The sequence below is a fragment of the Acidiferrimicrobium sp. IK genome, from assembly GCF_025499425.1.
Taxonomy (GTDB): domain Bacteria; phylum Actinomycetota; class Acidimicrobiia; order Acidimicrobiales; family Palsa-688; genus Acidiferrimicrobium.
On sequence record NZ_JAIMCB010000007.1, the window covers coordinates 207,011 to 230,479 of the forward strand.

The 23,469-nt window shown below is 72.7% G+C and carries 23 protein-coding genes; 13 read left to right on the top strand and 10 right to left on the bottom strand.

What is annotated here, in order from left to right:
* The first annotated feature begins 6 nt into the window (after window positions 1-6).
* The 4 genes from K6U06_RS13590 (at window position 7) to zwf (ending at window position 3,081) form a co-directional block, all read left to right on the top strand.
* Window positions 7-153 (top strand): hypothetical protein, encoded by a 147-nt coding sequence (locus K6U06_RS13590; protein ID WP_262322484.1) that lies wholly within the window; start codon window positions 7-9, stop codon window positions 151-153.
* Window positions 150-803, top strand: a complete 654-nt coding sequence (locus tag K6U06_RS13595) for an HAD family hydrolase (RefSeq protein ID WP_262322485.1) — start codon at window positions 150-152, stop codon at window positions 801-803. The genes K6U06_RS13590 and K6U06_RS13595 overlap by 4 nt, the downstream gene beginning before the upstream one ends.
* A 133-nt stretch (window positions 804-936) precedes the next feature.
* Window positions 937-1,515, top strand: coding sequence for a TMEM165/GDT1 family protein (locus tag K6U06_RS13600; RefSeq protein ID WP_262322486.1), 579 nt, complete (start codon window positions 937-939; stop codon window positions 1,513-1,515).
* A 60-nt stretch (window positions 1,516-1,575) separates the two neighbouring features.
* Window positions 1,576-3,081, top strand: coding sequence for a glucose-6-phosphate dehydrogenase (zwf, locus tag K6U06_RS13605; protein WP_262322487.1), 1,506 nt, complete (start codon window positions 1,576-1,578; stop codon window positions 3,079-3,081).
* Window positions 3,082-3,148: 67 nt separating this feature from the next.
* On the opposite strand, the gene K6U06_RS13610 is transcribed toward zwf, so the two are convergent.
* From K6U06_RS13610 to K6U06_RS13635, 6 genes are all read right to left on the bottom strand, one after another.
* Window positions 3,149-3,502: a hypothetical protein gene (locus K6U06_RS13610; RefSeq protein ID WP_262322488.1), complete on the bottom strand. Its 354-nt coding sequence runs from the start codon at window positions 3,500-3,502 to the stop codon at window positions 3,149-3,151.
* Between the two features lie 93 nt (window positions 3,503-3,595).
* Window positions 3,596-4,273: a sigma-70 family RNA polymerase sigma factor gene (locus tag K6U06_RS13615; protein ID WP_262322489.1), complete on the bottom strand. Its 678-nt coding sequence runs from the start codon at window positions 4,271-4,273 to the stop codon at window positions 3,596-3,598.
* A gap of 238 nt (window positions 4,274-4,511) precedes the next feature.
* Window positions 4,512-5,645 (bottom strand): glycosyltransferase family 4 protein, encoded by a 1,134-nt coding sequence (locus K6U06_RS13620; protein WP_262322490.1) that lies wholly within the window; start codon window positions 5,643-5,645, stop codon window positions 4,512-4,514.
* 114 nt (window positions 5,646-5,759) lie between these two features.
* Window positions 5,760-6,371, bottom strand: a complete 612-nt coding sequence (locus K6U06_RS13625; protein ID WP_262322491.1) for a DsbA family protein — start codon at window positions 6,369-6,371, stop codon at window positions 5,760-5,762.
* Window positions 6,372-6,413: 42 nt separating this feature from the next.
* Entirely contained in the window at window positions 6,414-7,814 is a 1,401-nt protein-coding gene (locus K6U06_RS13630) for an MFS transporter (protein WP_262322492.1), read from the bottom strand.
* Window positions 7,815-7,869: 55 nt separating this feature from the next.
* On the bottom strand, window positions 7,870-8,082 hold the full coding sequence (locus tag K6U06_RS13635) for a hypothetical protein (protein WP_262322493.1): 213 nt from the start codon (window positions 8,080-8,082) through the stop codon (window positions 7,870-7,872).
* Window positions 8,083-8,184: 102 nt separating this feature from the next.
* On the opposite strand from K6U06_RS13635, the gene K6U06_RS13640 reads away from it, so the two are divergent.
* The 4 genes from K6U06_RS13640 to K6U06_RS13655 all read left to right on the top strand — a co-directional run bounded on the left by K6U06_RS13640 (window position 8,185) and on the right by K6U06_RS13655 (window position 14,578).
* Window positions 8,185-9,618, top strand: a complete 1,434-nt coding sequence (locus K6U06_RS13640; RefSeq protein WP_262322494.1) for a WYL domain-containing protein — start codon at window positions 8,185-8,187, stop codon at window positions 9,616-9,618.
* 183 nt (window positions 9,619-9,801) lie between these two features.
* Window positions 9,802-10,287 carry a hypothetical protein gene (locus K6U06_RS13645; protein ID WP_262322495.1) on the top strand — a complete coding sequence of 162 codons (486 nt, stop codon included), beginning with the start codon at window positions 9,802-9,804 and terminating at the stop codon, window positions 10,285-10,287.
* Complete coding sequence (locus tag K6U06_RS13650) at window positions 10,284-10,985, top strand: hypothetical protein (RefSeq protein ID WP_262322496.1); 702 nt, start codon at window positions 10,284-10,286, stop codon at window positions 10,983-10,985. The genes K6U06_RS13645 and K6U06_RS13650 overlap by 4 nt, the downstream gene beginning before the upstream one ends.
* Before the next feature lie 65 nt (window positions 10,986-11,050).
* Window positions 11,051-14,578 (top strand): NAD-glutamate dehydrogenase, encoded by a 3,528-nt coding sequence (locus K6U06_RS13655; RefSeq protein WP_262322497.1) that lies wholly within the window; start codon window positions 11,051-11,053, stop codon window positions 14,576-14,578.
* A gap of 125 nt (window positions 14,579-14,703) precedes the next feature.
* Here K6U06_RS13655 and K6U06_RS13660 read toward each other — a convergent pair whose 3' ends face one another.
* Window positions 14,704-15,696, bottom strand: coding sequence for a MurR/RpiR family transcriptional regulator (locus K6U06_RS13660; RefSeq protein WP_262322498.1), 993 nt, complete (start codon window positions 15,694-15,696; stop codon window positions 14,704-14,706).
* Between the two features lie 107 nt (window positions 15,697-15,803).
* On the opposite strand from K6U06_RS13660, the gene K6U06_RS13665 reads away from it, so the two are divergent.
* Window positions 15,804-16,469: an O-methyltransferase gene (locus K6U06_RS13665; RefSeq protein ID WP_262322499.1), complete on the top strand. Its 666-nt coding sequence runs from the start codon at window positions 15,804-15,806 to the stop codon at window positions 16,467-16,469.
* A 37-nt stretch (window positions 16,470-16,506) separates the two neighbouring features.
* Window positions 16,507-16,965, top strand: a complete 459-nt coding sequence (locus K6U06_RS13670) for a ribose-5-phosphate isomerase (protein ID WP_262322500.1) — start codon at window positions 16,507-16,509, stop codon at window positions 16,963-16,965.
* 10 nt (window positions 16,966-16,975) lie between these two features.
* Here K6U06_RS13670 and murA read toward each other — a convergent pair whose 3' ends face one another.
* Entirely contained in the window at window positions 16,976-18,274 is a 1,299-nt protein-coding gene (gene murA / locus K6U06_RS13675) for a UDP-N-acetylglucosamine 1-carboxyvinyltransferase (protein ID WP_262322501.1), read from the bottom strand.
* An 85-nt stretch (window positions 18,275-18,359) separates the two neighbouring features.
* On the opposite strand from murA, the gene K6U06_RS13680 reads away from it, so the two are divergent.
* Together K6U06_RS13680 and menC are read left to right on the top strand one after the other, a co-directional pair.
* Window positions 18,360-18,512: a hypothetical protein gene (locus K6U06_RS13680; RefSeq protein ID WP_262322502.1), complete on the top strand. Its 153-nt coding sequence runs from the start codon at window positions 18,360-18,362 to the stop codon at window positions 18,510-18,512.
* A gap of 11 nt (window positions 18,513-18,523) precedes the next feature.
* Window positions 18,524-19,651: an o-succinylbenzoate synthase gene (gene menC / locus K6U06_RS13685; RefSeq protein ID WP_410051049.1), complete on the top strand. Its 1,128-nt coding sequence runs from the start codon at window positions 18,524-18,526 to the stop codon at window positions 19,649-19,651.
* Here menC and K6U06_RS13690 read toward each other — a convergent pair.
* Both K6U06_RS13690 and K6U06_RS13695 read right to left on the bottom strand, forming a co-directional pair.
* Complete coding sequence (locus K6U06_RS13690) at window positions 19,584-20,597, bottom strand: hypothetical protein (protein ID WP_262322504.1); 1,014 nt, start codon at window positions 20,595-20,597, stop codon at window positions 19,584-19,586. The two genes, menC and K6U06_RS13690, sit on opposite strands and share 68 nt — an antisense overlap.
* 102 nt (window positions 20,598-20,699) lie before the next feature.
* Entirely contained in the window at window positions 20,700-21,914 is a 1,215-nt protein-coding gene (locus K6U06_RS13695; protein WP_262322505.1) for a DEAD/DEAH box helicase, read from the bottom strand.
* A gap of 254 nt (window positions 21,915-22,168) precedes the next feature.
* On the opposite strand from K6U06_RS13695, the gene xseA reads away from it, so the two are divergent.
* Window positions 22,169-23,428: an exodeoxyribonuclease VII large subunit gene (xseA, locus tag K6U06_RS13700; protein WP_262322506.1), complete on the top strand. Its 1,260-nt coding sequence runs from the start codon at window positions 22,169-22,171 to the stop codon at window positions 23,426-23,428.
* Window positions 23,429-23,469 lie beyond the last annotated feature (41 nt).

Below are 23,469 nucleotides of genomic sequence, written 5' to 3' on the forward strand. Positions count from 1 at the left end.
GGCTCCATGAGCAGCGAGCGCAGCAGCGAACCGTCCTCCCGGGTGGCACCTCGTCCCGAGGAGACCGAGCGGGCCGCGGAGCAGGCCCAGGAGCACGTCGAGACGGTCGACAAGGGTCCCGGCGCCCCGATGCAGCACGGGGAGAACCGGTGAGGCCGGGGGTCATCTTCGATCTCGACGGCACCCTGATCGACTCGAACTACCTCCACACCCTGGCTTGGTCCCGGGCCCTCGAGGACTGCGGGGAGTGGGCTCCGAGCAACGCCATCCACCGACTGGTCGGCATGGGCGGCGACCAGCTGCTGCCGGAGCTGCTCGGCCGGGACCTGCCCGCCGCGTCGGACCGGCGGGCCACTCGCTACAAGGAGCTGATCGAAGAGGTGCGGCCGTTCCCGGGCGCAGAGGTGCTGCTGCGCCTGCTTCGTTCCGAAGGCCTCGCGGTCGTGCTGGCTACGTCGTCGCCCGACGAGGAGCTGGAGCGCCTTTTGCCGCTGGTCGGCGGCCGGGACCGCTTCGACGCGGTCACCAGCGCCGGCGATGTCGCCGCGTCCAAGCCGGCCCCAGACGTTTTCGAGGCCGCGGTGCGAAGCGCGTCTCTCGACGCGTCCCGCGCGGTGGTGGTGGGCGACAGCGTGTGGGACATCCACGCGGCTCGAGCCGCCGGCCTGGCGTGCATCGGGGTGGAGACCGGCGGCTTCTCCCGCCACGAGTTGGCCGAGTCCGGGGCGTTGGCGGTGTACCGGGACGTGGCCGAGCTGTCGGCTCAGTGGCGGACCAGCCCGATCGGCGGTCTCCGCCCCTGAGGCGGGCCGGCGACGGCGAGGTGGTCGCGGCTGCTCGTTGCTGACCCGCCGTCGGTGACGGCGTCGGCCTGGCGGGCAGGTGGAACAGCCGGCCGCCGGGCGGCCGGTACAGTGGAGTCATCGTGGAGTCGCGGTGAACCTGGCCGTCGCCGCAGCCGTGTTTCCTCTGATCTTCCTGGGGGAGTTGCCCGACAAGACGATGTTCGCGTCGCTCGTCTTGGCCTCGAAGGGCCGCCCCGCCGCGGTGTGGGTGGGCGCGGCAGCCGCGTTCCTGCTGCACGTGATCATCGCGGTCACCGCCGGCGTCGTGTTGTTCCACCTCGTCGACCATCGCATCCTCGATGTCGCTGTGGCCGCGTTGTTCTTCGCCGGCGCGGCGTACTCGTGGCACATCCGCAACGAAACCGAAGACGACGACGACGCCGCCGCGGTGGGCGGTTCGGCGCTTCGCACCGCGGCCACCGCCACCGGGGTCATCTTCGTCGCCGAGTGGGGCGACTTGACCCAGATCCTCACCGCCAACCTGGCCGCCCGCTACCACTCGGCGGTGTCGGTCGGGGTGGGCGCGCTCCTGGCCCTGTGGGCGGTTGCTGCCATCGCGGTCATCGGCGGGTCGGGCCTCATGCGGGTGCTGTCGGTGCGCACCCTGCGGGTGGTGACCGCCGTTGTGCTCGTCGGGTTCGGGGCGTTTTCTCTTGCCAGTGCCCTCTGAACCTCGGCCCCGGCCCGACGTGCAAGGCTGCAGGGGGATGTTCGCCGCCCGGAGGAACCCATGACAGCTACCGACTCCACCCAACAGCAGGCACCGTTCCAGGCCGCGGCGGCCGGCCCCTCCCAGGAGGGCTCGGCCTGTGATCCCCAGGTGATCGTCCTGTTCGGGGCGACCGGGGACTTGGCGCAGCGCAAGTTGCTTCCAGCCCTGCTCCACCTGTGGCAGGCCGGTCTCCTGCCCGAGTGCCGCATCGTCGGCACCTCCCTCGACGACTTCGACGACGAGGAGTTCCGTCGCTTCGCCCGAAAGGCCTGCGAGGAGTTCGGCCGGTCGTCGGTGAACGACGGTCAGTGGGGCGCGTTCGCGTCGAAGCTGCACTATGTGGCCAGCCGCGCCGGCGCGTCTGGGCTGGCCGAGACCGTGCACCGGGTGGAGGAGGACCTTGGCCCGACGCTGCCCCGCCGGCTGCACTACCTGAGCATCCCGCCGGCCGCGGCGGAGACGGTAGTGCACATGCTCGGAGAGGCGGGGCTGGCCGAGCGCTCCAGGATCATCATGGAGAAGCCCTTCGGGACCGATCTGGCCAGCTCCAGGCTGCTCAACGCGCACGTCCACGACGTGTTCCGCGAGGACCAGGTGTTCCGCATCGACCACTTCCTCGGAAAGGAAGCGGCCCAGAACATCCTGGCGTTCCGGTTCGCCAACGGTCTCTTCGAGCCGATCTGGAACCGAGACCACATCGACCACGTGCAGATCGACGTGCCCGAAACCCTTTCCGTCGGCGCTCGCGCCGGGTTCTACGAAGCGACCGGGGCCTACTCCGACATGGTCGTCACCCACCTGTTCCAGATCCTCGGGTTTGTCGCCATGGAACCGCCCACCGCGCTGGAACCCAGGGCCATCAGCGAGGAGAAGAACAAGGTCTTTCGCAGCATGCAGCCGATCGACCCTCAGTCGGTGGTGCGGGGCCAGTACGAGGGGTACCGCAGCGAGCCGGGCGTGGCGCCCAACTCCCAGACCGAGACGTTCGTGGCGTTGCGCTGCGAGATCGACAACTGGCGCTGGGCTGGGGTGCCGTTCTACCTGCGGACCGGGAAGCGGATGGCGGAGGGCGCCCGGATCATCTCCATCGCCTTTCGCGAGCCACCGAAGAGCATGTTCCCGGCCGACTCCGGTGTCGGCGTCCAAGGCCCGGACCACCTGACGTTCGATCTCGCCGACTCCTCCAAGCTGTCCCTGTCGTTCTACGGCAAGCGGCCCGGACCCGGGATGCACCTGGACAAGCTGAGCCTGCAGTTCGCATTGCACGAGACCGGCCGCGAGTCCGACGTCTTGGAGGCCTACGAGCGGCTCATCCACGACGCCATGACCGGCGACCACACCCTGTTCACCACCGCGGAGGGTATCGAGCGGCTGTGGGAGGTCTCCGCCCCGTTGCAGGCCGCCCCCCCGAAGGTGAAGCCTTACTGGCAGGGCTCATGGGGTCCAGACGGCACCGAAGAACTCATCGCGCCCCGAGAGTGGCGCATGCCGTTCAAGCGGGGCTGGCGCAACGCGACGTCCTGAGCGCTCGGGCTGCTGAGGGGCGTCAGGGCGCACAGCCCTGACGCCCTCCAACAGCGCCCGCGAGCGTCTAAGCGTCGCTCGTGGGGGTAGCCGGTGCCGGCTCGGCCAGCACCGAGAAAACTTCTCTGCGGGCCTGCTCGAGGATCGCCTCGATCCGGGCGTGCTGCTCGGGGGCGGAGTGGGCGGCGGCGCGCACCGCGCTCAGCAGCGCGAAGGCGGACCGGCCGAGACCCCAGGAGCGGTCGTCGGGGTCACCGATGCCGCATGGCCCGGGGCCGAACGGGCCGCTGGCGAAGCGGCCCGGGCCGCCTCGCCGGCCTCGCCGGCGCTCCCCGAACGGGCCGCCGCGCCCGTACCCCTCGTGGTCGTGGTCGTGGTGCCCGCCGTCGTGACGGTCGTGATGATGGTCGTGGTCGTGCATGGTGCAACGCCTCCTGATCGGTGTGTCGGTAACGACTATCGCAGTATATTCGCGATATATCGTTACGTGTGACCGGAGGTGGGGCGGGGCTGGTCAGGCCTCCACCAGCTGGGTTCTCAGGTGGTCGAGGATGCGGTGCAGCAGCCTGGACACCTGCATCTGGCTGACGCCGATGTGGTCTGCCACCCGCTGCTGGGTCCAGCCCTCGAAAAACAGCAGGCCGATGATCGTCTGGTCCCGCTCCTCGAGCTCCGGGAGCAGCTCCTTGAGGCGCTGGCGGTCCAGGGCCAAGTCGAAGTCGTCACCGGCGGACTCCAGGGTGTCGATCGGAGCGGGGGTGTCCTCGGAGGGAGGAGTGTCCAGGCTGGCCGGCCAGAAGCTGCGGCCGGCCTCCATGGCCTCTAGGATCTGCTCCTCGGTGACTCGGAGGTAGGCGGCGACTTCCGGTATCGAAGCGGGCCGGCCGAGTTCCTGCTCCAAGGCTTCGCTGCCCTTCTTGAACGCCAGGTAGGTCTCCTGGGTCCGGCGGGGAACCCGCATCATCCAGGAGTGATCCCGGAAGTATCGCTTGAGCTCACCGAGGATGCTGGTGGTGGCGTAGGTGGAGAAAGTGGCCCCCATCGTGGGGTCGAAGCGTCGCGACACCTTGACCAGGGCCAACATGGCGACCTGCTCCAAGTCCTCGACCGCCTCGCCTCGATGAGCGAAACGGCGGGCCAACGCCCGGGCTAGGCCGAGATGACCGTTGATCAGCTCCTGCTGCTCCGGCAAGAGCGCTGGTTGGGTGGTCGGGGCCCCCACTACGCCTGCGAGTCCCGGGGCGGCGGGGACGGCTCGGTGGGCGGGAGAAACGTGGTGTCAAGGGCGCGCTGCATCACGGGCGGAGCCTCCTTTGGTCGGCCGTGCAGTACCACTGGCATCTCGCCTACCAGCGTCTCTTCTGTTCTTCCCCGGGAGCTCGGCGATGATGCGCGCGACCTGCGCCGGCGGCTCTGGGCCGCCCGGAGGTTCACGCCGCCCGGCGGGCGGTGAGGGAGCTCCCCGTGACGTGGCGGTAGTGGGCGACGAGCTGCTCGCCGACCGACGCCCAGCTGCGGCCGGCGACCGACGCCCGCGCCGCGGTGGCCATCTGCGCCCGCAGCGCAGGATCCGCCGCCAGCGCGCCGACCGCTTCGCGCAGCACCGACGGGTTGTCGGCCGGGTAGAGCCACCCGTTGCCGCCGTGGGCGACCAGATCGAGGGGACCGCCCGAGGCCGGAGCGACGACGGGGACGCCCGCCGCCAGGGCTTCTTGGACCGCCTGGCAGAACGTCTCGTGGGGGCCGGTGTGAACGAACACGTCGAGCGACGCCACGACGCGCGACAGCTCGGCGCCGCTGCGGTACCCGAGGAAGGTGACCCCGGGCAGCTGGCGCTCGAGGCGGCTCCGGGCCGGCCCGTCGCCGACCACGACCACCTTGACCCGCGGCAGCCCCCTTAGGTGGGCGAGAAGACCGACGCGCTTCTCGGCGGCGAGACGCCCGGAGTAGCCGACCAACACCTCGTTACCCGGGCCGAGCAGCTGGCGGCGCAAGGCGCTCGAGCGGATCCTTGGACTCCACCGTTCGAGGTCGACGCCTCGGCCCCAGCGGGCGACCGGCCCGATCCCGTGGCGGCGCAGGTCCCACTCGGCCAGGCTCGACGGGGCCAGGGTCAAGTCGGCCTGGTTGTGCACCCGCCGCAGCCAGGACCACGTGAGTCCGGAGGCGGCCCCCAGCCGGTATCGGCGGGCGAAGCCCACCAGATCGGTCTGGTACACCGCGACCGCCGGAACGGCCAGCGCCTGAGCGGCCCGGCCGGCTGCCTCGCCGAGCAGCACCGGGGCGGCGAGGTGCACGACATCGGGTTCGAAGTCCTCGATGGTCCGCCGGATGTGTCCGGTCGGCAAGCCGACGCTCAGCGACCGGTACGCGGGCAGGGCGCCGGAGGGAACGCGCACGACCGGTACCGCGTCCCCCGGCCCGCAGCGCGACGGACCCGGGCCGGGGGCGACGACCAGCGCCGTGTGCCCCCGGGCGTGGAGGTGCTCCACGACCCGGAGGACAGAGTTGGTGACCCCGTTCCACGCCGGGGTGAAGCATTCGGTGACTATCACCACCCGCATCGGTGTCCACGCTACGTACCGCAGATGGACGCCAGGCGAGGGCCAAGCGACGCGGGGGCGAAGCCCGCCTGGCCAGTCGGCGACACGCCGCGGCCCTCGGTGGCCGGCGCCGGATCAGTCGAAGATCGGGTCCCGGGTCCGGGTCCGCTTGAGTTCGAAGAATCCGTCGGTGCCGGCGACGAGCAAGACGCCGTCCCACAGCTTCCCGGCGGCGTCGCCGCGGGGGATCGGACTGATCACCGGGCCGAAGAAAGCCACGCCGTTCACCGCGATGCAAGGAGTCCCGACTTCGTAGCCGACCTGGTCCATGCCCTCGTGGTGCGAGGCTTTGATGGCCTCGTCGTGATCGGTCGACTCCGCGGCGTCGGCGAGAGCGGACGGCAGGCCGACCTCGGCGAGCGCCTCGAGGAAGGTCTCTTTCGACCGCGGCTTCTTCTCGTGGTGGAAGCGGGTGCCGAGGGCGGTGTAGAGCGGCCCGACGATCTCCTCGCCGTGCGCCTCGCGGGCGGCTTGGACCACCCGTACCGGGCCCCAGGCGTCCGCTAGCAATGCCCGGTACTCCTCGGAGATGTCCTTGTCGGCGTTCAGGTACGCGAGGGACATGATGTGCCACTTGATGTCGACCGGTCGCACCTGCTGGACCTCGAGCATCCAGCGGGATGCGATCCACGCCCACGGGCACAGGGGATCGAACCAGAAGTCGGCGGTGTCGCGCGCATCAGCCATGGCACGTCCAACCCCGCCCGGGCGGCATCTGTTCCGCCCGGGCTAGCCGTCAGGCCCCGAGAGGCGCCGGGGGATGCGCCGAGCACAGCCGATCCCCGCCACCGACACCGCCATCGACATGGCGAACACCAACGCCACCCCGCTTCGCGGGTTCCACCCGCTGCGGTGGCCGAGCGCCACCAGCGCCCCCGCGGTGCCGGTCCCGAGCGCGGTGCCGAGGACGTCGGTCAGCTGCACCGACGCGCTGGCCCGGCCCTCCGCGCCGGGACTGGCCCGGTCCAGCGCGGTGACGCTGATCGGGGAGTAGGACATCCCGATGCCCAGGCCAGCGACGCCCCACCCGACCGCGGCGAGCGCGACGGGTACGTGGTCGATGAGGACCGTTGATGTCAAAGCAGCGCCGACGGCCACGATCAGCAGGCCGGCGGCGACCAGCCGCCGCGGCCCGACGGTCGCCAGCAGCCGGGCCTGGATCCACGATCCGGCGGTCCAGGTCATCGTCGCGACGGTGAGGGCCAGGCCCCCGAACGCGGTCGAGTGGTGGCGGACCACGATCACCGTGTAAGGCACGTAGGCATCGGCCGCGAAGAAGCCGAAGGTGAGCAGACCCCGCACCCCGACCGCAGCAGGAAGCCCGGGCCGGACCCGCAAAGCGCCCGGCGGGAGCAGCCGGCGCAGGGCTGGCAAGCCCGCTCCGATCCCGACCACCGCCAGACCTGCGGCGACCGGCCACGAGGCGGAGCTCAAACCGCCTAGGACGGCGGCGGCGCCGGCCGCGACCAGAAGCGTCGAGCCGAGGCGCATCGGGACCTGCTCGTCATCCGCCGGGTCGGCCGCCCTCGGCTGCAGTCCGGGCCCGGCTCGCAGCGCGGGTACGCACAGGAGAGCAGCCACGGCCACCACGGGCACCAGCCCGAGGAACACCCACCGCCAGCCCGGCCCCCCGGCCACGACAGCAGCCAGGGTCGGTCCGACCAGCCCGGGCACCACCCAGGCGGTGGAGAGCACCGCGAACATCCGGGGGCGGGCGCTGGGCGGGTAACCCCGGCCGATGGCCGTGTACGCCGCGGCCGGCACCGCGCCGGCCCCGAGACCCTGCAGGAACCGGCCGCCGACGAGCACCGGCATGTCAGGCGCCAAGCCGCCCACCACCAACCCGGCCGCGAACAGGACCAGCCCGCCGGCGAGGGGCACTTCCAGGCCCCGCCGATCGGCCAGGCCTCCGGCCGCAGCGATCCCGACCAGGCTGGCGAGGAAGAACGCGCTGAACACCCAGCCGTAGAGCCGCAGGTCGCCGAGCTGGCGGCTGATCACCGGCAGGACCGTCGCCACCGAGAGGCTCTCGAACGCCACCAACGTGACAGTCGTGACCAGTCCGACGGTCAGGCGGCGACGCTGCGGTGCCCAGACCCCCTCCCCGGTTGCTGCCTCTGCACGCTGCACCCGCCCAGTCTGGCCTCCCGGCCCTCCGGTCGCCGGTGAGCGGCCGTGGCCGCCCTCAACCAGCTGAAGGGCCGCAGGTTGCCCCCCGTGGGAGGGCCATCGGCGCGGTGACGGGTTGGGTGATCCGCAAACCGGCGCGGATCATCGCCAGCCCGAGCCGGGTGCGAAGCGTCAGCGCGCCGACCCGTTGGAGGTTGCGGCGTGCGGCTGCCGCCTCGAGCCGGCTCCGGTGTTCCGCGGCGATCTGGGTCGCGAGGGTGGGGTGCATCGGACCTCCCTTTCTCCACTGCTCCGTTCCTGCGCTGCTCTACGCCGCGAACGGTACGCCGCCATACCTGCCACCCTGTGTCAGGTATGGCAAGGTTGGCCGGTGCGAGCGGATCGGCTGGTCGCCATCGTGCTGCTGCTGCAGGCCAGGGGCGCGATGTCCGCGCCGCAGCTCGCTGCGGAGCTGGAGGTATCGACCCGGACGGTCTACCGCGACGTCGAGGCGCTCGGCGCGGCGGGAGTGCCGGTGTACGCGGAGCGGGGCGCGCAGGGGGGCATCCGCCTGCTGGAGGGCTACCGCACCGATCTGACCGGTCTGAACGCCGGCGAGGCGGAGGCGCTCCTTTTGATGGGGATCCCCGGACCGGTCGGCCGGCTCGGGTTGGGTCAGCGCAGCGACGCGGCCCGACGCAAGGTGCTCGCCGCCCTGCCCCGCCAGGGAAGGGAAGCGGCGGAGGCGGTCCGCCAGAAGGTGTTCGTGGACCCTGACGGCTGGGAGGCGGTGCCGCTGCTGCCCCACCTGGTGGCCGTCGCCGAGGCGGTGTGGTCGGAGCGGCGCATCCGGATCGACTACGTGCGCGCCGACAACGCCAAGGTGACCCGCACCGTCGATCCGCTCGGCCTGGTCCTGAAGGCCGGAACGTGGTACCTCATCGGGTCGCTCGGCCAGTGGGAGGTCACCTTCAGAGTCGAGCGGATCCGCGCCGTGGAGGTGCTGGAGCGGCCGGCCCACCGCCCTTGCGGTTTCGACCTGGCCGCGCACTGGGCGTCGGTGGTCGCAGAGGTCCGCGACGAGCGCCTGCCGGTGACCGTCCGGCTAGCCGTGGAGCGTTCCATCGCCGGCGAGCTCCCTCGCCGCCTGGGCGAGGCGGTTCGCGATCAGGTCGTCGACGCGCTGGCCGCCGACGGGTCGCGCATCGTGGTCGACGTGGGGTTTCGTTCCGACGCCGACGCGGTGGCGGCGGTGCTGTCGCTCGGCTCGGCGGCGGAGATCCTCTCGCCTCCGGCGCTGCGGTCGCGAGCCGCCGCGGAGGCCGCGGCGGTCGCCGCTGTCCACCAGGCGGATCGCTCCCCGTGCGCTGCGGTTGGGTCGGGACCCGAGCGCCCGGTTGGGGACGGCCGTGGCTGGGTAGATCGGGCGGGTTCAAGGCCCCGCGAGCCGGAAGAGAGCGTGTTGCAGGCGTCGAGGATGTTTGAGCCGGAGACCGCGGAGGTCATAGCCGCACGCCATTTCGTGCTCGAGGTTCTCCACGAGTGGGGGATCCCTGACGGCGACGTCTCCCTGCTCGTGAGCGAGCTGGCGACCAACGCGGTGCTCCACGCTCGCAGCGAGTTCACCGTGACCGTCCAGGCCGGCGGGGGGCGGGTCCGGGTCGGCGTCTCCGACCGCAACAGCCGGATGCCGCAGATGGCGGTGGTCCCTCCCGACGCGTACAGCGGGCGGGGATTGATGCTCGTTCAGGCTCTGGCCAGCTCGTGGGGGGTCGACGCGCACGACAACAACGGCAAGACGATCTGGTTCGAGATGGAGCCGTAGACCGCCGCCTCTTGTCGCGGTCGCACCCGTCGGCCAAACTGGTGCCGGCGGTCGCGCGTAGCCCACGCCCCGCCCTCGCCGCCTCCTGGACGAGCGCTGACCGTCGTCGGATGGTCCCCGCGCAGGCCGGTGGCTTCTCGCTGGCTACGGGCCGGCCCTTGCACCCGAAGCGAGGAGTCACCCATGTCCCGATCCGTCGACCTCTTCGTCGACCCAGGCGTCGACACCCACCAGTTGTTGGTTCTGCTCGGCAAAGCGGCTCGAGGGCCGGCGGTGGAGACCGCCGACGGTCGCTGGCAGCTCCGTCTCGGCGACCAGTTGGTCGCCCACGTGTACCGCCACCCCTACGTCGACGACGGTGACCTCCGCCTGTCGCGCTACCCGTGGGTGATCTCGGTCAGGGTCGGCCATGACGGTTCGTTGCTCGACCACCCTGCGACCGCGGCCCTGCGGATGGTCGCCGACGACCTGCGCCCTCACCACTGCAGGGTGCTGCTGGTCCACGACCTCCAGTACCGCCTCGACCTCGGCGGGGAGGCCACTGATGTGAGCGACGGGCGCGACGTCGGCGGGGAGGGTCCTGACGCCGGCGGGGAGGGTCCTGACGCCGGCGGGGAGGACCCCGTCGTAGAGCCGGAGATCACCCAGCTAAACGGTGCCGAGAGGTGAGCGCTCCGGGCGAGCCTTCGCCGTCGCGGTCGTGGGGGCTGCTGGGGACCCGACCGCCGCGTTGCCCATTCGGCGCCCATCGGCGCCCGCCCGGCCTCGACGAGTCGGAGCGGCGACTGTCCCACAGCGAGCTGGCGGTGGCGGAGATGCTGGTCGGCGAAGGTCACTACGTAGTGGCGCGCCCCGAGCTGCCTGGCCACGGCCGGACCGCCGACTTGGACGTCTGCGGCCAGTCAGTCGAGGTCAAGACCTGGCTGCCGCCGAGCGCCAGGGGCGGTCGGGCGCCGACCTCCCGGTCGGTGTTCAACAAGCTGGGCGACGCGCGAGGTCAGGGCAGCACCGCGATCTTGTGGGCGCGCGGCAGCGGGCTGTCTGCGCTCGACGCTGGCATCGGCGTCGAGGAGTTCATCTCGGCCGGGCGCTTCGGGGGGATCCTCTCGGTCCGGGTCGTCGGGGATGGCTTCGATCTGGCATGGGGGCATCACGGACCCGACCTGCGGCCGGCCCGTTCCGCCGCTGCCTCGCCTCTGGCCGCTGCCTCGCCTCTGGGCGCTGCCGGAGCCTCGCCGCCCGGGCGGCACTCCTCGCCTCCCGGGGTGGCAGAGCGGGGGCCGCGCTGGCAGAGGACCCGGCGAAGCCGACCGCCGGACCTCGCCGCAGGGCGCGGCGACGCCGGTCCCGATCTCGGCTGCCGCTAGCCCGCCGCTGCGCGCTGCGTGCGCCCGGCCGCGCAGGGAGCGGCCGGGCGCGCGATGCTCGACGGATGCACGCTGATCAGATCGGGCGCGACGAGGCGGCCGATCAGTGGTTCCGAGCCGTGGTTGCCGAGCTTGGCGACCGAGTCCTGGTGGAGGAGTGGGTCGAGCGCCTTCCTCCCGGGTATCGGGAGCGCACCCTCCCTGCCGACGCCGCGGCGGACATCGAGATGGCAGCCAGCCTCCTGGGTGAAGCGGCCAGCGGAGCAGCTGGTGGAGCGGCCGATCCGCGGCCACCGAGCGGCGCGCCGCCCTCCGAGCGCGTCGACGAGGCGGCCACCCCGGGCCCCGACGGCGTCCCGGCCGCCAGCGCCGGGCGCTCCGCTGACCGCCTCGGTGCCGACCACCGGCTCTCGGTCCGTCCCGGCACCGAGGGGGGTTCTGAGACGTTCCGGTTGCGTCGCATCGGCGTCCAGGCCGTCGAGCTGACCGGGGTCCTCCCGATGCTCGAAAGCTTCGGCCTGGCGGTCACCGACGCGGTGCCCTTCACCCTCACGCCGCTCCCCGGCCGGCCCGGGACCGAGATCCACGTCGACGACTTCGGGCTGCGCGTCGTCGGAGCGGCCAGCTTCGACCTGGTCTCCGACGGCGGCCGTCTGGTCGCGGCCTTGGAGGCGACCGCCGGGCGTCGGGCCGACGTCGACGGCCTGAACCGGCTGGTGATCGCCGCCGGGCTCGACTGGCGTCAGGTGGTGGTCCTGCGGGCCTACCGCCGGTACCGCATGCAGTGCGCGCCGGCGTGGACCGACGTCGAGATGGACGACGCCCTGGCGGCGTTCCCCGGCGTCGCCTCGGCGCTGATCGAGTACTTCGAGTCCTGTTTCGCGCCGACCGCCGAGACACCGACGGAGCGGGCCACGCAGCGGACCGCGGCTCGCGACGGCGTCTTGGAGCGCCTCGGCGCGGTTCCCCATCTGCAGCAAGACCAGATGCTGCGGGGGTTCCTCGGTCTGGTCGATGCGACGTTGCGTACCAACTGGTACCGCCGGGACGCGGACGGCCGCCCCCGGCGGACCATCGCCTTGAAGCTCAACAGCGTCATCGTGCCCGAGCTGCCCGCCCCCCGGCCTCACGTCGAGACCTTCGTGCACGGCCCGGCGGTGGAAGGGGTTCACCTCCGCAACGGGCCGATCGCCCGGGGCGGCATCCGCTGGAGCGACCGCCCGCTCGACTTTCGCACCGAGGTCCTCGGCTTGGCGGAGGCTCAGACCAAGAAGAACGCGATCATCGTGCCGACCGGCGCCAAGGGCGGTTTCGTGGTTCGCAGCGGGTCCGTCGACCCCGGGGCGGTCCTCGACGCGTATCGGGACTTCATCTCCGGGCTCCTCGACATCACCGACACCGTGGTCGAAGGGACCGTCCGCCATCCCGACGGGGTGGTGGCCGCGGACAGCGACGACCCGTACCTGGTCGTCGCCGCCGACAAGGGCACGGCCACCTTCTCCGACGAAGCCAACGCGCTGAGCGAGGCGTACCGGTTCTGGCTCGGCGACGCGTTCGCCTCGGGCGGGTCGCACGGTTACGACCACAAGGTCATGGGTATCACAGCCCGGGGGGCGTGGGTCGCGGTCCGGAGGCACTTCCGCCACCTCGGCATCGACGTGCAGCGCGAGCCGGTCCGGGTCGCGGGGATCGGGGACATGTCCGGCGACGTGTTCGGCAACGGCATGCTGCAGAGCCGGGCGCTCAAGCTGGTCGCCGCGTTCGACCACCGCCACATCTTCGTCGACCCCGACCCCGACCCGGAGAAGGCCTACGAGGCACGGGCCCGGCTGTTCGCGATGGGCCGCTCCAGCTGGGCCGACTACGACGAGTCGGCCCTCTCCGCCGGTGGCGGCGTGTGGTCCCGCGACGCCAAAGAGATCACCCTGTCACCAGAGGCGAGGGCCTCCCTCGGTCTCAGCGAGACCACCGTGAGACCCCCGGAGCTGATCTCGGCGATCCTCACCGCGCCGGTCGACCTGCTGTGGTTCGGTGGGATCGGCACCTACGTGAAAGCCCCCGACGAGAGCGACTCGGTCGTCGGCGACCACACCAACGACGGGGTCCGGGTGACCGCCGACCGGGTCCGGGCCCGGGTGATCGCCGAAGGCGGCAACCTGGGGGTGACCCAGCGGGGCCGGATCCGCTACTCGCGGCGCGGCGGCCGGATCAACACCGACTTCATCGACAACGCGGCGGGAGTGGCGACCTCCGATCGCGAGGTCAACCTCAAGATCCTCCTCGGGCTGGCGGCCGAGGCCGGGCGCCTGGCGGAAGGGGAACGCGACGCCCTGCTGGCGGCCGCCACCGACGACGTCGCGGCCGAGGTCCTCCGCCAGGTCGATCACAGCGTGGCCGCCCTGGACCGATCGATGCCCGACAGCGCGCCCGCGCTGGACTCTTACGTGGCGCTCATCGAGCGCCTCGAGAAGGTCGGGTTGGTAGACCGAGGGGTCGAGTCGCTCCCAGACGACGAGGAGGTCGCCGCCCGCCGGGCCGCCGGCGCCGGCCTCATCCGCCCGGAGCTGGCGGTGCTGCTCGCGTTCGCCAAGTCCGACCTGGTCGCCTCGATCGAGTCGTCCACGCTGGCCGACGACCCCGCGCTCCTCGACGCGGTGACGCCGTACTTCCCCTCGGCGATCGTCGAGCGAGCCGGGGACCTCATCACCCGCCACCGGTTGTACCCGCAGCTGGTCGCCACCGACGTCGCCGGCGAGATGGTCGACCGTCTCGGGGTGGTGTGGGCCCACGAGACCGCAGCCGAGCTCGGCCGGGACCTCGCCGACGTGGCCGGCGCGTTCTGGGCGGCCCGCCAGGTCCTCGACGGCGGCTCCCTCTGGAGTCGCCTCGAGCAGGCCGCCGACGACATCGACTCCGACGCCGAGGCCGCGCTCAACGACGCGGTGGCGGAGGCGGTCACCACCCTGGCCCGGGCCTACCTGCGCCGGCCGGGACCGGTGGTGCCCTCCGCGCTTCTCGCGGCCGACGTCGCTCTCGTCGATCGCCTCCCAGTCGAGGTCGACGCCGCCGAGCTGTCGCGCACGCCGCGCGTGCCGCCGGAGCTCGCCGCGGCGTGCGCCGCCGCGAAGCGCTCGGCCCAGGTGGGGGAGGTCGGCCCCGTCGTGGCGGCCACCGGACGCAGCGCAAGCGACGTCGCCGCAGCGTTCGCGGTGTTCGAGCGCAGCGGCCCGATCTCCAAGGCCCGCCGCCTGCTGGCCTCGGTCCCCCCACGCGGCCGGTGGGCCGCGTGGCAGGCCCGCTCGGTGGACGACGACCTCGCCGACCTGCGCCGGCGGGCGGCCACGCAGGCCCTGGGGGCGGCCCCCGGCGCGGTCGCCACGCCCGCCGGCGCGGTCGCCACGCCAGCCCTCGAGGGCGGCGCGCCGGCCAGCCACCGCGGCCCGGTCGGTGCCGACGCGGCGATGAGCGACTGGCTGGCCGAGCGCGACGAGGCCTTCGGCCGTGCCGCCGGCCTGCTCGACGCGGTGACCCCCGGGGCCGACGACTCGCTGCTCGTCGTCAGCCTGGCCGTGCGGATCCTCGCCGGGGGCTAGGGCCCCCAGGGGCCGGCGTCGAGGGGCCGGCCGGCCCGGTCCAAGAGGAACCGTCGTGGAGGACCTGGCGGGCCGCCCAGAACGCGCCGGCGCCGGCGTTGTGCCTGGGCCCGCTGGCTCGGGCGCTACGCCTCGGCGCCGGCCTCGCGGGGCAACGCCGGCCGGGACCAGTCGAGGACGTCGCCGCCCCGGCCTCCGGGGCCCATCCCGTCCGCGCCGGTGGGCCCGTCGAGCAGGCCTGCGGGTGCCTCCAGCAGCCCGGCGGTGAGCGGTTCGCTGCCGCCCGGCTCGGCGACCAGCGCCGAGAGCGCTCCCCAAGCGTCCTCGATCGCGTCCAGGCGCCGGGTGGCGCCCTGGCGTAGCCGGGCGGCGGTGGCGCCGACGAGCAGGTTCGCCAGGCACAACGCCCCGGTCATCGAGTCGAACGGGCCGACGCCCGACGCGGCCACGAAGAACGCCATCGCGCCCCGGGCGGCCAACGGCGACAGCGGGCTGTCGGTGATGGCCACCACCGCCATCCCGTGATCGCGCGCCAGCTGCACGGTCGACACCAGCGACCGCTCGTAGCGGCGGATGTCGACCGCGACCAGGACATCATGGGACTCCGCCCCGCCGAGCGACCGGCCGATGGCCGCCTCGCTGCCGCCGAGCAGGGAGACGCCCTCCCTCAGCTGCGACAGCTGGCTGGACAGAGAGAGACCGACTGGAAGGGTCACGTCCCCGGGGAGCACCCACACGTGGCGGCGCCGGTCGGCGAGGAGGGACACGACCCGTTCCAGCACCTCCGCGGAGATCCCCGCGAAGGTGCGGGTGACGTTGTCCTGCTCGGTCTCCATCACCCGGCTGAGCAGGTCGGTCGGCGGCCGCTGGCGGATCCGGTCGTGCGCCGGACCCAGCTGGCGGGCCAGCTCCTGTTGGACCGCGGCCTGGAGCGCCACGAAGCCCTCGTATCCGAGCTTGACAGCTAGGCGCACCACCGACGGGCCGCTGGTCCCGGCCCGCTCCGCGACCTGGGCCACGGTTCCGAACGCGATGGTCTGCGGCTCGCCGGCCAACACCTCGGCGATCCGTCGCTCCGTCGCCGTTAGGCGGTCGGAGTGCTCCATGATGCGATCCACGACACCGTCGATCGGCAGAGCTTACGGGGCCGGGCACCGCGCCGGCCTCTGCAGACCCAGCGCCGCCCTCCGCAGGACCTGGCGCCGGCCTCTGCAAGACTCGGGGAATGGCCCCCCGCTCGTTCCTGCTGGACGACGCGATGAGCTCGTACCTAGACGCCCACCGCCCTCCGCCGGATCCGGTGGCGGCCCGCCTGATCGCTGAGACCGCCGCGTTGGGAGGCGCCGCGGGCATGCAGATCGGGGTTGACCAGGGAATGTTCATGCAGCTGCTGGCGTCGCTCAGCGGTGCCCGGCGCGCCGTGGAGGTCGGGACCTTCACCGGGTACTCGGCGCTGTGCGTCGCTCGCGGCATGGGTCCCGACGGCCGCCTGCTTTGCTGCGACGTGAGCGAGGAGTGGACGTCGGTGGCCCGCCGTTACTGGGCGGAGGCGGGGGTCGCGGCGCGCATCGAGCTGCGTCTCGGGGCCGCCGGTGACACCCTCGCCGCGCTGCCGGTCGAGCCGCTTTGGGATCTGGCTTTCATCGACGCCGACAAGCCCGGCTACCCCGACTACTGGGAGAAGATCGTGGTGCGCATGCGCCCCGGTGGCCTGATCCTGGTGGACAACGTCCTCTGGGGCGGATCGGTAGCCGACCCGGACGCGACCGACAGCGGCACCGCCGCCATGAAGTCGTTCAACGACCTGGTCGCCGCCGACGACCGAGTCGAGGCGATGATCATGCCCATCGGTGACGGGCTGACCGTCGCCCGCACCCACCCGGCCCCCTGACCGCACCGACCGTGGTGCCAGCCCACTTGGAGAACCGATGAGAGTTGCCGTTGCGTCCGACCACGCCGGGTTCGAGCTGAAGACCGCGATCGTCGAGCACCTGAAAGGCGCCGGGCACGAGGTGCTCGACTTGGGCACCGACTCGCCGGCGCCGGTCGACTACCCGGCGTTCTGCGCGGCGTGCGCCCGGGCGGTGGTCGCCGGCGACGCCGAACTCGGCGTCGTGGTGGGCGGCAGCGGGCAGGGGGAGCAGATCTCCGCCAACAAGGTCCACGGGGCGCGCGCCGCGCTCTGCCACGACGAGTACACCGCCCGGCTGGCCCGCCAGCACAACAACGCCAACGTGTTGTCGATCGGGGCTCGGGTCACCGCCGAGGTCCTGGCCCTCATCCTCGTCGACACGTTCCTGGCCACCCCCTTCGAGGGAGGCCGCCACGTGGCCCGCCTCGAGCAGATCGCGGCCATCGAGGCCGAGGAGTGCGCGCCGAGCGCGTGATGCTCGGCTACTAGCTCGTCGTCAGGTCCATGCCGAGCGAACGGAGCTGCTCGGCCGGGCGGTGGTAGCCCCGCTCGAGGTGGTGCACGCCCCGCAGCGTCGAGCGGCCCTGCGCGGCGGCCGCGGCGATCACGCTGGAGAACCCGGCGCGCACGTCGGGGATGTCGACCTCCGCGCCGCGCAGCTTGGACACCCCCCGCACCACCGCCGAGTGCAGGTTGGAAGTGTCGTGGAACCGGCAGGCCGGGCCGCCCAGGCACGACGAGAACAGCTCGATCTCACCGCCCATCGCCTGCAGGGCCGGCACGTACACGAAGCGGTCCTCGTAGACGGTCTCGTGGAGGACCGACATGCCCTCCGCCTGGGTGAACAGCACCATGAGGGGGGTCTGCCAGTCAGTCATGAAACCCGGGTGCACGTCGGTTTGCACCGCCGCCGCCCGCAGCCCGTCGGGAGCGGACGCGGTCATGCCCTGATCGTCGACCTCCACGGTGGCGCCCATGCGCAGCAGGGTGGTGATCGCGGTGACCAGGCGGTCCTGGCCGCAGCCGATCACCCGGACCCGCCCGCCGGTCAGCAACCCGGCGACCAGGTAGCTGAACGCCTCGTTGCGGTCGCCCTGCAAGCGGGTGGTGGCGCCGCGCAAACCCGGAACCCCTTCGATGACGATCCGCCGCTCGGGGGCCAGCTCGATGCGGGCGCCCATCCGCTGCAAGAAAAACGCCAGCTCCAGGACCTCGGGCTCGGTGGCGGCGTTGCGGATGACGGTCTTGCCCTGGGCCAGCGCGCCGGTGAGAAGCGCCGACTCGGTGGCGCCCACGCTCGGGTAGGGCAGCTCGATGATGGCGCCGCGGAGCTGCGCGCACTGGGCGTGGATGCCCTCGTCGGTCACGGTGACCTCGGCGCCGAACGCCCGCAGCGACTCGACGTGGAAGTCCACCGGGCGGCTGCCGATCCGGTCGCCGCCGACGCGGGGCACCCAAGCCTCGCCGGCTAGGTGCAGCAGCGGCCCGAGGAGCAGGACCGGGATCCGGTTGAGCCCGGAGAACGACAGCGGCACCGACGGGGTCACCTCGTCGGGCGGTGCCACCGTGAGGGTGTCGCCGTCGCGGGAGACCGTCGCGCCGATCGCCTCGAGGATCCTGGTCGTGATCTCCACGTCGCCGACATCGGGGACGTTGGCGATGGTGCTCGGGCCCGCCCCGAGGATCGCCGCGACCATGTGCTTGGTCACGGCGTTCTTCGAGCCGTGGACCTCCACCTCGCCGCGTAGGGGGCCGGACGGTTCGATCAGCCAGGCGTCGGACACCCCGCCCACGGTACCGGTCCAGCGGCGGGGGCGGTGCCGCGACGGGGACCGGGGGGCGGCGCCAGGTCTGCTACACCAAGATGCCGTGCAGGAGGTCACGACCCTCGCGGTCACCACGACGACGCTCGTACCCGGCGCCCATCAGGACCCCGCCGACCTGTGGGGCATCCTGCTGGCCGTGGCGGTGATCGTGGGTGCGATCCTGTTCGTTCGGGTCGTGTTCCGCTCCCGCCGGTGACCGGCGAGGAGATCGAGCTCAAAGGCATCGAACTGGTCACCGTCCGGCTGTCGCTGGCCGAACCGTGGGTCACCGCGATGGGCCGGATCGCGGAGCGCTCGGTGGTGCTGGTCCGGGCCGTCACCGACGACGCGGAGGGGTGGGGGGAGTGCGTCGCCCAGCCGGAACCGACCTACACCGCGGAGTACGAGGCCGGGGCCCGGGCGGTGCTGGAGGCCCACCTGGCGCCCAGGGTGCTCGCCGGTGGCCTGGCGGCGATGGAGGCGGTCAAGGGTCACCAGATGGCCAAGGCGGCGCTGGAGGCCGCGGTCCTCGACGCCGGGCTGCGGGCCCGGGGGGTGGCGCTGGTCGACGCGCTGCGCGCCGTGTCGTCGCACCCCGGGCCCCACCGGGAGCGGGTGCCGGCCGGTGTCGCGGTGGGAGTTACCGGCGACGTCGACCGCCTGCTCGAAGAGGTGGGCAAAAGGGTCGGGGAGGGCTACCGGCGGGTGAAGCTCAAGGTCGGTCCCGGCTGGGACGTCGTTCCCGTCGCGGCCGTCCGGGACGCCCATCCCGGCCTGGCCCTCCAGGTCGACGCCAACGGGTCCTACCGTGCGCTGGGTGTCGACGGTGCCGCCGGCGCCCTGGCCCGCCTCGACGGGTACGGGCTGCTCATGGTCGAGCAGCCCCTCGGCGACGACGACTTGGTGGGCCACGCCGAGCTGGGGCGGCGGTTGGCGACGCCGCTGTGCCTGGACGAGGCGATCGCCTCCGACGACGACGCGGCCAGCGCCGTGGCCCTGGGAGCGTGCCGGGTCCTCAACGTCAAGCCGGGACGGGTCGGCGGCCTTCGCGAGGCGGTGCGGGTGCACGACCGCTGCGCCCGGTCGGGGATCGGCGCGTGGTGCGGGGGGATGCTCGAGACCGGAGTCGGGCGGGCCGCCAACCTGGCGTTGGCTGCCCTCGGCGGGTTTTCGCTGCCCGGTGACCTGTCGGCTTCCGACCGTTACTGGGCGACCGACATCGTCGACCGGCCCGCCACTTTGCAGGCGGACGGGACCATCGCGGTGCCGGCCGGGCCCGGCATCGGCGTCAGTGTTTCGCTCCCGCCGGCCAGCGTGGTCGACCGGACCTGGATGTCGGCACGGGGCGGCGCATAGGACTGCGATCCGACACCCAAGGGGTGGGCGGGGCCTCGATCAGGCGGGCCAGGTTGAGCAGGACCGAGTCGTAGTTGACCCGCCACCCGGCCCACGCCTTCCACGCCGCGTCCCGGTCCGCGACGATGGTCATGCCAGCAGCGGCCATCTCGTCGAGGACCTCCTCGAACTCGGCCCGGCTGACGCTGATCGGCTCGTCGGGGGCCGGGTCGGGGTCGTAGGTCAGCCCCGAGATGTCCGCCAGGCGGCGCAAGGTGAGGAACCCGGCCCGGAGGGCCAGCTGGGCGTCGGGGTCCTTCGGATGCTCGATCGCGGCCACCCAGAAGGCCGCGGTGTCGAGCACGACGCCGCTCGCGGTCAGCCACGACTGCTGCGCCTGGGGGGACCGGAAGAACATGAGGATCGGGAACGTGGAGTGGGTCTCCTCGACGTCGATGAACCACTGCTCCCAGGTCCGCCACAGCTCCGACAGGCGGATGCCGACCTCGTTGATGCGGTGGAAGCGGATGAGCATCGTCGCGGCGCGCGGGGGCGTGCCGGCGCGCACACCGAGGAGGCCGACGCCGTTTTCCCGGCGGGAGAACGCCCCGTAGATGCTCGGCAGGTAGGTGATCAGCAGGGTGATGATCAGCAAGCCCAGACCGGCCTCGGTGTAGGTGACCAGCGCCGCGGCCCCGTGCGCGGTGGTGGTAGTCCCGAGCGTCGTGATCGACGAGCCCGACAGCTCCACCGCCTTGACGGGGGAGTCGGTGGCGATCCCCAGGTAGATGAGGAGGTAGGCGCCGAGGACCAGCGCCAACCACGACAGCAGCAGGGTGAGCAGCGACACCGGGCCGAGCATGGCCATGACCCGGTCCCGGCCCTCGAAGGTGTCGTAGTGGTTGGCCAGGTTGCGGAACACCCAGCGCGTGGAGCGGGTCACCGACCGGTTGAGGGGGTCGGACACGCCGCGGGGCAGGATCGTGGCGCGGATCGCGGACCACAGCGTGATGAGGATGACGGCGGCGCCCGCCAGGATCAGGAGGGCGTGCTCTAGGGTGCGCAGGAGCTAGGCCACCGACGCGATGGCCGGGTCCCAGCCGGCGAGGTCGGCCAGGCGGGCGTCGTTGGAGAAGATCTCGACGACGGGCTGGTCGACGCCGAGGCGCTTCTTGACCTTCTCGACCTCCATCTGCTCGTTCCAGAGCAGGAGGGTCACCGCGACACCCTTGCGCCCGGCTCGGGCGGTGCGGCCGCTGCGGTGAAGGTAGGCCTTGGCGTCCTCCGCTGGGTCGTAGTGGACGACGACGTCGATGCCGTCGACGTCGATGCCGCGGGCGGCGACGTCGGTGGCCACCAGCACCGGCAGCTTGCCGTCGGCGAACTGCTTGAGGGCTCGTTCCCGCACCTGCTGGCGCAGGTCGCCGTGGATGGCCCGGGCGTCGACGCCCTCCTTGCGCAGCGACTCGGTCAGCTTGTCAGCGCCGCGCTTGGTTCGCGAGAAGACGATGACCCGGCTGGCGTTGCGGGCGATCGACGCCACCACCTTGACCTTGTCCATCTGGTGGACCAGCAGGAACCGATGGGACATGGCGGTGACCGTCGGCTGCTCGGAGATGACCTCGTGGCGGACCGGGTCGGTCATCTCGTAGCGGACCAGGCGGTCCACGTCGCCGTCCAAGGTGGCGGAGAACAGCATCGTCTGGTGGGGGTGCGTCAGGTGGCGCAGCAGCCACTCCACCTGGGGCATGAACCCCATATCAGCCATCCGGTCGGCCTCGTCGAGGACCAGCACCTCGATGCCGGCAAGGCTGACGTCGTCGCGCTGGCGCAGGTCGATGAGCCGCCCGGGGGTGGCGATGATGATGTCGGCCCCGCCGCGCAGCGCGGCGATCTGGGCGTCCATGCCGGTGCCCCCGTAGCACGCCACCAGGGTGAGGCCGACAGAAGCGGCCAGCGGCTCGAGGACGTCGGCCACCTGCTTGGCCAGCTCACGGGTCGGTACCAGCGCCAACGCCCGGGGGAGGCGACCAGCGGCCGGCGGAGCCGGGTCGCTGCTCAGCCGGGCCAGCATCGGCAGCCCGAAGGCCAGGGTCTTGCCCGACCCGGTCTTGGCCTTGCCGCACACGTCGCGGCCTTGCGACGCGTCGGCGATGGTGAGCGCCTGGATCGGGAACGCCTCGGTGATCCCGCCTTCGGCGAGCGCCGCGACGAGCGGGGAGGGGACGCCGAGGGCGGCGAAGGTGACAGGACCGGAGGCGGCCCCAGATGGGATAGAAGACAAACGGGCTCCTGGGTAGACGGGTCGACGCACGGCACCCGGTGGCCCGGCGTCGTGCCGGGTTGCGTACCGTGGGTGGCCCGCCGAGCGGACGCCTGCAGGCCGTGGTCGAAGCCCGTGGCGACCCGCACCTGTGCAGACCTGCGCACATCGCAGTCCGTGAAGGGCCTTGACCTGTTTCGATGATAGCTCATGGCTGGTGGTTCCGGCGCGGTGGCCGGCCGGGCCGGTCACCGCCTGCCGATAGCCTCCCGGAGGTGACCTTGCCGCTGTTCGACGACGACGTCGCCCGCCAGCCCCGGCGGGTCACGCTGGTGCGCCTCGCCGGCGAGGTGGCCCGCGCTGTCGGTGCCGTCGGGCGGATCAGCGTCGAGGGCGAGGTCCACCGTGTCACCGTCGGCCGTACCGGCGCCCGCTACTTCACCCTCCGGGATCGAGCCGCCCAGGTGTCGGTGCGGGTGCCTCGCGCCGCGGGCCGGGTCCGGATCGTCGACGGGGAGCGGGTCGCGGTCGTCGGGGCGCTGGAGTGGAGCCCCGACCGCGGTCAGGTCAGCCTGGTCGCCGAGGACGTCAGCCCGGTCGGGGAGGGAGCCATCGCGGCCCTGGTCGCCGAGGTGCGCGGCCGTCTCGGGGCCCGCGGTCTCCTCGACCGGCCCCGGCGGCGGGTGCCGGTCCTGCCCACCCGGATCGGGGTCGTGTGCGGCGCCGACGCCGCGGTGATCAAAGACATCGAGTCGGTCGTCGCCGCCCGGTTCCCGGGCTACCCCCTGCACCTGGAGACGACGACGGTGTCGGGGCCGGGAGCCGCCGCGTCGATCGTGGAGTCCCTGGGAAGGGTGGTGCGGGCGCCGGGCGTGGAGGTGGTGATCGTCGCCCGGGGCGGCGGCGACGCCACCGCCCTCCTGCCGTGGAGCAGCGAGGAGGTGTGCATGGCCGTCGCGTCGTGCCCGGTTCCGGTCGTGTCGGCCATCGGCCACGACGGCGACCGGCCGCTTTGCGACGAGGTGGCCGACCTGCGCTGCGGCACTCCCTCCATCGCCGCCGCGGCCGTGGTCCCCGACCGCGCCGCGCTGACCGGACGATGCGACGGCGTGCTGGCCAGGGCGGCCGACGCGGCCAGGGCCCGCTGCGAGCGGGCCGCCCGCCGCCATGACGCGCTCGACCCCGCCGGCGCGCTGCGGGCCGGGACGGACCGGGCGGCCACCCGCCTGGCCCGAGCCGGTGACCGCCTGGCGTGGACCCACCCCAACGACCGTCTGGCCGCCGCCAGGGCCCGCATCGCCTCCCAGCCGTGGCGGCGCGGCGCCTGGGAGCAGCTGGCCCGAGCTGGGGGGCGCCTGGACGCCGACGCCCGCCACCTGCGGGCCCTCGCCCCGGCCCGGGTCCTGGAGCGGGGGTACGCGGTTGTGCGCGCCGAGGACGGCCGGGTCGTGCGGCACCGGGCTCAGGTCTCGCCCGGGGACGTGGTGGCGGTAGCCGTCAGCGACGGTGAGTTTCAGGCCCGGGTCCAGCCGTGACCGGGCCTGGTGCGACCGGGCCTGGTGTGACCGGGCCGACG

Coding starts and splice junctions, on each gene's coding strand:
- K6U06_RS13590 (WP_262322484.1), top strand. CDS start 7: ATGAGCAGCGAGCGCAGCAGCGAACCGTCCTCCCGGGTGGCACCTCGT.
- zwf (WP_262322487.1), top strand. CDS start 1,576: ATGACAGCTACCGACTCCACCCAACAGCAGGCACCGTTCCAGGCCGCG.
- K6U06_RS13610 (WP_262322488.1), bottom strand. CDS start 3,502: ATGCACGACCACGACCATCATCACGACCGTCACGACGGCGGGCACCAC.
- K6U06_RS13620 (WP_262322490.1), bottom strand. CDS start 5,645: ATGCGGGTGGTGATAGTCACCGAATGCTTCACCCCGGCGTGGAACGGG.
- K6U06_RS13625 (WP_262322491.1), bottom strand. CDS start 6,371: ATGGCTGATGCGCGCGACACCGCCGACTTCTGGTTCGATCCCCTGTGC.
- K6U06_RS13635 (WP_262322493.1), bottom strand. CDS start 8,082: ATGCACCCCACCCTCGCGACCCAGATCGCCGCGGAACACCGGAGCCGG.
- K6U06_RS13645 (WP_262322495.1), top strand. CDS start 9,802: ATGTCCCGATCCGTCGACCTCTTCGTCGACCCAGGCGTCGACACCCAC.
- K6U06_RS13655 (WP_262322497.1), top strand. CDS start 11,051: ATGCACGCTGATCAGATCGGGCGCGACGAGGCGGCCGATCAGTGGTTC.
- K6U06_RS13665 (WP_262322499.1), top strand. CDS start 15,804: ATGGCCCCCCGCTCGTTCCTGCTGGACGACGCGATGAGCTCGTACCTA.
- K6U06_RS13670 (WP_262322500.1), top strand. CDS start 16,507: ATGAGAGTTGCCGTTGCGTCCGACCACGCCGGGTTCGAGCTGAAGACC.